Source organism: Vibrio sp. 1CM24A (assembly GCF_023161725.1).
Lineage (GTDB): Bacteria > Pseudomonadota > Gammaproteobacteria > Enterobacterales > Vibrionaceae > Vibrio > Vibrio coralliirubri.
Genome location: NZ_JALNTS010000016.1, coordinates 49,644 through 57,575 on the forward strand (window position 1 = coordinate 49,644; position 7,932 = coordinate 57,575).

Sequence of the window (7,932 nt, forward strand, 5' to 3'; positions counted from 1 at the left end):
TAAGCAAAACTAAAAAGGAGTGAATCAATCACTCCTTTTTTAATATCAATCAGTCTTAGTAAGACTAGATGTTAACTATCTTTGAGCTCCGAGAAGCTAAAGTTGCATCGTTACGATAAGGCACAACGTAAGAATTGCCCTCTTCAGGATGAACGATTTGGTAGTACTGAGGTAGATTAAAGTTAATCAACTTAGACGACATCTTCGACTCGTCTTTTACCGACGTGTAGAAAGAATTCACGCTCGCGATCATCTCATCTTTTTCACCGCTGTACTGGTGGTAGACCTCAACTTGGTTCGACTCGTCCAATACATAAATATTGAAGCCTTTGTCGGTATCTTCGAAAAAGAACTGAATCAAACCCTCACTCGCAAAACCATCAACCACTTCTGGCAGTTGATACTCTTGCTCTTTATCGAGCATCAACAAAGGTGAGCCCTTCAGCTTATTGGTTGAGATGCTACGGTAGAAATCGACCGAGTTTTCCAACATCTGTACCGACACACCACGACGTTCGAAGAACAGACCAAACATCTTATTAGCTAAACGAATAGCCTTAAAACGGCGGCGCTTCTCTGGTTCAATCGGTTTCAATCGTAAGTCGATACACTCAGCAAGCAGTTGATACACCATGTTACGCATCACACCACGCAGATTTTTGCTGTAACAGAACACATCAACCGACTCTGGTGGCAACGCATCTTGGTGCATTTTACCAAGTACCGTCTTCAGCGCATCCAGCATTGCCGTATCACCTTGGAAATGCAGAGTACGTACTTCATGCCAAGAGTTACGATAAACCAAGTCGACACTGCCGACTAAGCTCTTACCTTCTTCACCAAAACTGAAGATATCGGCGTTCTTAAGATCCACTTTTAATGCACGACCACTTAATTCAGACGTCGGGTCATTTTCAAAGTTGATGAACATCGCTAGCTGGCTTATCTCACACGGGCTCGCCAGTGCTTGCATACTTGGGCGACGCTTACGCAAAGAAAACGTATTACGCAGGTCACTCACCATTTGATAGAACTTATCGATGTCAATGTGAGCGTCACGAACCACAGAGTGCAAACGCGTCGACTCGGTAATCAAGCCATTAAAAAACGACCATGCTACCAACTTACTCAAGTACTCATGGTGCTCTAGAGAAGGCTGGCCAAGAATGCGGTGTGCAACCAGTGGCTGCTTATACAAGTACCAACCTGCTTTATTCGACTGACCCTGGCGAACTTCGATGAAGCTCAAATCTGGTTCATGCAGATCCGGAGAGATTTGTGGGTTCAGTAGCGTCACTTTACCCGGCAACACCTCAAACGCAGCGTAAAGCTTACGTGCCAAGATACTGATATCTTGTGGACTGATTGCCGAAGTAATGTCGTTACGACGCGCAAATTGAATCAGATTACGGTAGCTCAGCATCAAGGCATCAAGCAGTGCATGGTGCACCACTTTAACCTGCTCAACCTTCCAGTTACGGCGGTTATCAAGCTCAGCAATGGTTTCATGTCCCCAATTCCAAGATTTAGTCATCTCGGTTAAGGCTTCTCGACGCCACGCAACAGAGCCAATGCCCGCATCTCGTGACAACTTCTCGTGGGTCTTAAGGTAGAAACAGCGTCTCACCAAGTCCAACCGAGTGTGGTCGTTAATGCGTTCTAGATAGCGCGTTACCTTTTCAAGCATTAGATAGTAGCTATCCATGCCATACAGATCCGGTTCATCCGCGAAGAAGCGACGCTTGGTATCAATACTCAGCAGTTGGGTGTTTGGGTATTCCCATGAATAGGCTTCTAACAAGATCGCCTTCAAAACCGATTTATACGGTGAGTCGATACTCTTATAGAGCTGCCACAGGTTTGAACCAAAGTACTCTTCAGCGGGAATGCGATTAAGCTTGCCGAAATCGATCCACTGCGAGCAATCAAGATAGCCATCCTGACACAAGCCTTGAACATACTCGTCGTAACACTCTTCCATTTCTGGCGGAATGATTTGCCACAACAAACGCTGACCAGCTAAACGAACCGCAGAGCGATAAAACTCATCAAGCAGTAATAAATGCTGTGAAGAACCACAGTTATCGCCTGTCATCTCTTCTGAATGATTCGAACGGAAACGCTCTTCATCCATCAAAAAGAAGTTCGCTTCTACTCCTAAGGTCTCAGCCCAATCGGTAATCAGCAAACACTTGTTGGTTAGGCTATCGCGAGATGCGCCATCCATATCCGGGGAAACACACACCCAGATATCAAGATCACTTGAAGTGCTCTGACCAATAGAAGAAGTACTACCCATGGTGTACAAACCAAGGATTGCAGGTTCATCCGTCTCGGTGAGTTTGCCACCCAGCGTTAATTCGGTATCAGAGACAAATTGCTTTTGGAATTCATTAAGCGTGAAGCTACGAATTCCAAAAGGAACTTGTTGGTCATAATAACCAGGCATCATCGGGTGATTGAAGTGAAGCAGTGCGGGAATAAGGTTGAATACTCGCTGGCCTTGCACATTCATCAACGCCAACGCACGATCAATGCGCTGCTGATTTAGATTGTCTAATCGTTGAATCAAAGTTTGAGTGTAAGCCTGCAAGGTAAGTCCTTGGTTTGAGGTTAAGTGCAGTTCTGTTTAGTTACTGAACGAAAGGAGCAACAAAACGTGATCAATTTAACACTTTTACCCTTAATGGTAAAGCAAAGGAACCCGTCATACTGGTCAATTCCTTGATGACAGAAAGTTAAACTCACGGCGCCGTAGTGTCCTCTTTATTGACTATTTCTAATAATAGCCCATGTTTCAAATGAGATACCAATCACACTATTTTGGTGAACTCATGAAAATCTCTCAGCTATCAAAGTATGGAATGATCAAACAGTAAGAATTCTCGCCTCATAATGGTAGGATTAGGCTATTACAGAACCTATATCGGAAACACCATGACAAATTCAGCACCAATCCGTATCGCGACCAGAAAAAGCCCTCTTGCCCTTTGGCAGGCATACTTTGTAAGGGATGCACTACAAGCTGCTCACCCTGGTTTAGAGGTTGAGTTGGTAACTATGGTGACCAAAGGTGACATCATCCTCGACACTCCGCTTGCTAAAGTGGGTGGTAAAGGACTGTTCGTTAAAGAACTTGAAGTAGCAATGCTAGAAGGTCGTGCTGACCTAGCCGTTCACTCAATGAAAGATGTACCTGTCGACTTTCCTGAAGGTCTAGGTCTGGTAACGATTTGTGAGCGTGAAGATCCGCGTGACGCCTTCGTATCAAACACTTACAACAACATCGACGAACTCCCACAAGGTGCTGTCGTGGGTACATGCAGCCTGCGTCGCCAATGCCAACTGTTAGAATACCGCCCTGACCTCATCATCAAAGAGCTACGCGGCAACGTTGGTACTCGTCTAGGTAAACTCGATGATGGTCAATACGATGCGATCGTACTGGCTGCTGCAGGCCTTAAACGTTTAGAGCTAGAAGAACGTATTCGTAGCTTCATCGAACCAGAACAGTCTCTACCGGCTGTCGGCCAAGGCGCTGTTGGTATTGAATGTCGTCTAGATGATGAACGTCTAATCAAGCTTCTTGAGCCGCTGAATCACAAAGACACGGCTGAACGCGTACTTTGCGAGCGTGCAATGAACCTTACTCTAGAAGGTGGTTGCCAGGTGCCTATCGGTAGCTATTCACTATTAGATGGCGACAACATCTGGCTACGTGCATTAGTTGGTGAACCGGATGGTTCTAAGATGGTTCGTGGTGAGATCTCAGGCCCTCGTAAAGATGCAGAAGCACTTGGCGTGACTCTGGCAAATCAATTGCTGGATGATGGTGCAAGAGAAATCTTAACCAAGCTCTACGCTGACCAAGAATAATCATGACAGTGTTGGTGACTCGTCCCGGTTTTGAGGGACAATCGCTTTGCCAACAACTAGCGGATGAAGGTATTCAAGCAATCCATCATCCGCTGATTCGTATCGTGGATAATCCAAACTCTGCGGATTTAAGCACCCAGCTTAATAACAGCGATATCATTATTGCAATCAGTCACCACGCCGTGACGGCTGCCCAAAACATCCTTTCGAAAACCTCATCCATTTGGCCCACTTCGCCGCTTTATCTTGGCGTTGGTCAAAAAACTGCGCACGTTTTAAGCAAAGTCTGTAAACAAAAAGTAAACTACCCTCAAGTTAGTGATAGTGAACATCTTCTTAAACTTACTGAACTTAATGGCGTAGAAAATAAGTCCATTTTGATACTACGTGGTAATGGTGGGCGTGAGCTCATTAGAGATTCTCTACTCAATCAAGGTGCACAAGTCTCTTATTGTGAGACCTACCGTAGAGAATATATTCCTATTTGCGACCACAATACCTATCAAACATGGATAAACAAAAAAACGTCCAAAGTTGTCATCACTAGTCAGGAACAATTGGAGTATCTCTGCTCAATTACCCCTGATGAGTATTTGGCTTGGCTTTCAACAAGACATCTATTTGTCCCAAGCCAGCGCATTGTAGAACGAGCACAACAACTCGGCTTCTCGAACGTGACCAATACTCACAGTGCTACGAACCAAATATTACTGGCTGCTCTCCGGCCCTAGCTAGAAACAGGAAATAAGCATGACAAGCAAAAAAAATAATGAGCATATTGAACCTGAAAAGAAACAAGATATTCAGCCAGTAGTTATTGAAAACGAAAAAGCTGACTCTACAGAGACAAAACAGCCTGAACAGAAGCTTGATGCCTCTGCGTCAAATACCGCTAAAAATGAGCAGCCTCAAGCTGAGCATAAAGAGCAAATAGAGAAAGCAGAAAAGCAAGGTAAGCGCGGTGTCAAACTAGGCGCTATTGCGATCGCTATTTCTATTATCTTCAGTGGCGGTATCGCATTTCAAATGCAGCAAAAGAGCGCTGAGCACTCTGCTCAAATCGCTGCTCTTCAAGCACAACTGCAAAATACCCAATCTGAAGTAAATAAAGACCTACAAACCATCAAGCAAGAGACTATCCAAGAAGCCTCACACGCAGTAGAGAAAACTCAGGTCGTGCAGTCTCAACAGCAGAAGAGCATTCAAAGCCTGCAGTTAGCAGTCGCTGACGTGAAAGGTCGCCGCCCGAATGACTGGTTACTTGCCGAAGCCGATTACCTTGTGAAACTAGCAGGGCGTAAACTGTTCCTAGAGCATGATGCCGTTAGTGCAACCAAGTTAATGGAAAGTGCCGATCAACGTATTGCAGCACTGAATGACCCGAGCTTAGTGTCACTGCGTCAATCAATGACCAATGACATTACCAAACTTCGTACCATTCCTCTGATCGATCGTGACGGCTTAGTTCTACGCATCACAAGTCTACAACAGCAAGTCGATACACTGCCGCTTGCCAATGCGATTCTTCCAGAAGCTGCAGCTGTTGAGAAAAAAGCGGTATCGCAAGATATTAATGATTGGCAAAACAACCTGATGACGTCGATGAAAGACTTCTCAGAAAACTTCATTACCTTCCGTAGTCGTGATGGCGAAGTTATCCCTCTACTATCACCAGAACAGCACTTCTACCTTCGTGAAAACATCAAAGGTAAATTAGAAACCGCGATTCGCGCCGTCTACAAAGAACAAGGTGAACTCTATAGCGCAGCTCTTAATACCGCTAGCGAGTGGTCGAAAGCTTATCTAAATCAAGATAACAACTCAGTGATTGAATTTGAGAAAGCGATTAAACAGCTAAGTGAACAAAACATCTCTGTGAAATACCCTGTAAAGCTTGAATCTCAAAATGAGTTGTCAGATGTGATACGTGAGCGCCTACGTCGTGAAGTCACCGTTATGACCACGGAGGAAAAATAATGATTCGTTGGATTTTTCTTTTTCTCGTTCTAGGTGCTGGGTTAATTGTTGGTACTCAGTTCTCTGGTCAACAAGGCTACGTTCTGATCTCAATTGCGAATAAGACCATTGAGATGAGCGTGACAACACTGGTTATCTTCGTCATCGCTCTTCTAGCGGCTCTATTCGGCTTAGAGTACCTATTTAAAAAGCTTATGTACGCAAGCTCGACAACTTGGAATTGGTTCAGTGTTCGTAAACTGAAACGCTCACGTCGTTATACCAATGAAGGCATCATCAAGCTGCTTGAAGGTGACTGGAAAGGCGCTGAGAAGAAAGTAACGCGTTGGGCTAACCATCACGACATGCCTCTACTTTGTTATTTAGTCGCTTCTCAAGCGGCGCACGAACAAGGTAATACGAGTGAGCGTGATAAGTACATCGAGCTTGCTAGCCAACAGGACGACTCTCTACTGGCGGTTGAGCTAACCAAAGCTAAACAGCAAATCAGCGAGTCAAACTTCGAAGCTGCATTCGATACACTTTCTACCCTAAAAGGCACATACCCTAATAACACTGCTGTACTTGGCCTGTTAAAAGCCACTTACTTGCAACTGAAGTTATGGCAGCCATTGCTAGAGCTAACGCCTAAATTAGTTAAGAACAAACTTCTAACAGCTGATGAGCAACGTGAATTAGAACAGAAAGCACAATGTGGGCTACTTCATGATGTGGCACAACAGCAAGGTAGCGAAGGTTTAATCAGCCATTGGAACAAGCTTTCAAGAAAACAGAAACAAAGTTCGCACCTTGTATCCTGCTTTGTGAAGCAACTTATCGCGCGTAAAGCTGATTCAGAAGCCTTCACTGTGATCAAAGAGAACATTGCAAAGAGTGGGTCAAATGAACTCTACATGTTGCTTCCAGAGCTGAACCTAGCCGATCACCACCCAGTCGTGGTCATGCTAGAACGTGCAATCAGTAAAGACAGTAGTAATGCCGAAGCACACAGCGCTCTGGCTCAGTTCTACCTAAGAGAGCAGAAGTGGGCGGAAGCACAAAACCACTTCGAAAAAGCCCTAGCACTTCGTTCAAATGTTTCAGATTACGGATACCTGTCTGACGCCTTAGAGAAGCAAAACTTAACGAAAGCAGCTCACGAGGTTTCTCGTAAAGCGCTCGCTCTAGTTCAACCCGCTTAAGTCTAAGCGATGCAAACTAAGCCGATGTCTAGCATCGGCTTTTTTGTATCTGTTACTTACCCCTAGGTAACTTCTACAATACCTATAAACCAAACGCCTCAAACCCTTACCCATCCAATGCCACCAAACCAACTGATAATGAAATTGCTCAATCGAGCCTCTCAAACAGGCGGAGAACGACTTTAATTATGTCTGTACGTAGTTTTACCATTCTTATAAACAAGCCCATAGAAGAGACTCAGGGGGAGTCATAGAGAAAAGTGACACCTTTAAGCCCAAGAGTAAATGAATCTCACCTTGAGAGAAGGCGTTTAAAGATATTTACCCGCAGACAGATGCCCACTTAAAGTCACGCTAAATTAACAATTAAATAGCCATCAATGTTCCAACTATAAACCGTTATAACCGGGGACTTCACGTAACTGCCTGTAGATTCATCTATTAAGTCGAAGGGGTATAGCAAGAGTTACCGACCAACAAAACCTTGTTATTGAAAACGAGGCAGCTTTATCAGTCACTTCAAAGTAGTAGGAAATAGAGCTCTCGAGACGTTCTGGAAAAGTTAACCATTGAATCAATAGCCACAAATATAAACTTACGTAATCAAGCGCTGTTAGAGAGAGCAGAGCTTGATAATAAGTGTCGGAATATGAGAGATCGAGATCAACGAATGGACAACGCTTCTACAAAACTCGAAGACGAATACTAAGCTCAGATACTGGAAACGACGAAAGCCTAGTCGTCAGACTAGGCTTTCTAATATGTTCCCGAATAGCGTTAAGTGCAGGGGCTCATTGCCTTTACAACACTCATACAACCTAATACCAATTCCATTAAATTCATGATCTAATATAGACTCTGAAAGGAGCCTATATGAACTCAGATTTATCAAAACTTA

5 protein-coding genes are annotated in these 7,932 nt (G+C 44.3%); 4 read left to right on the forward strand and 1 reads right to left on the reverse strand.

Annotated features, from left to right (window positions below; genetic code table 11):
- Positions 1–64: 64 nt before the first annotated feature.
- Complete coding sequence (locus MSG38_RS23390) at positions 65–2,593, reverse strand: class I adenylate cyclase (protein WP_017066755.1); 2,529 nt, start codon at positions 2,591–2,593, stop codon at positions 65–67.
- 344 nt (positions 2,594–2,937) lie between these two features.
- On the opposite strand from MSG38_RS23390, the gene hemC reads away from it, so the two are divergent.
- The 4 genes from hemC to MSG38_RS23410 are packed head-to-tail and all read left to right on the forward strand — an operon-like array spanning position 2,938 to position 7,034.
- Positions 2,938–3,876 (forward strand): hydroxymethylbilane synthase, encoded by a 939-nt coding sequence (gene hemC, locus MSG38_RS23395; RefSeq protein WP_248402743.1) that lies wholly within the window; start codon positions 2,938–2,940, stop codon positions 3,874–3,876.
- Between the two features lie 2 nt (positions 3,877–3,878).
- Complete coding sequence (locus tag MSG38_RS23400) at positions 3,879–4,607, forward strand: uroporphyrinogen-III synthase (RefSeq protein WP_248402744.1); 729 nt, start codon at positions 3,879–3,881, stop codon at positions 4,605–4,607.
- 19 nt (positions 4,608–4,626) lie between these two features.
- Positions 4,627–5,853, forward strand: coding sequence for a uroporphyrinogen-III C-methyltransferase (locus tag MSG38_RS23405; protein ID WP_248402745.1), 1,227 nt, complete (start codon positions 4,627–4,629; stop codon positions 5,851–5,853).
- Positions 5,853–7,034, forward strand: coding sequence for a heme biosynthesis HemY N-terminal domain-containing protein (locus MSG38_RS23410; RefSeq protein WP_248402746.1), 1,182 nt, complete (start codon positions 5,853–5,855; stop codon positions 7,032–7,034). Before MSG38_RS23405 ends, MSG38_RS23410 begins: the two co-directional genes overlap by 1 nt.
- Positions 7,035–7,932 lie beyond the last annotated feature (898 nt).

Coding starts and splice junctions, on each gene's coding strand:
- hemC (WP_248402743.1), top strand. CDS start 2,938: ATGACAAATTCAGCACCAATCCGTATCGCGACCAGAAAAAGCCCTCTT.
- MSG38_RS23400 (WP_248402744.1), top strand. CDS start 3,879: ATGACAGTGTTGGTGACTCGTCCCGGTTTTGAGGGACAATCGCTTTGC.
- MSG38_RS23405 (WP_248402745.1), top strand. CDS start 4,627: ATGACAAGCAAAAAAAATAATGAGCATATTGAACCTGAAAAGAAACAA.
- MSG38_RS23410 (WP_248402746.1), top strand. CDS start 5,853: ATGATTCGTTGGATTTTTCTTTTTCTCGTTCTAGGTGCTGGGTTAATT.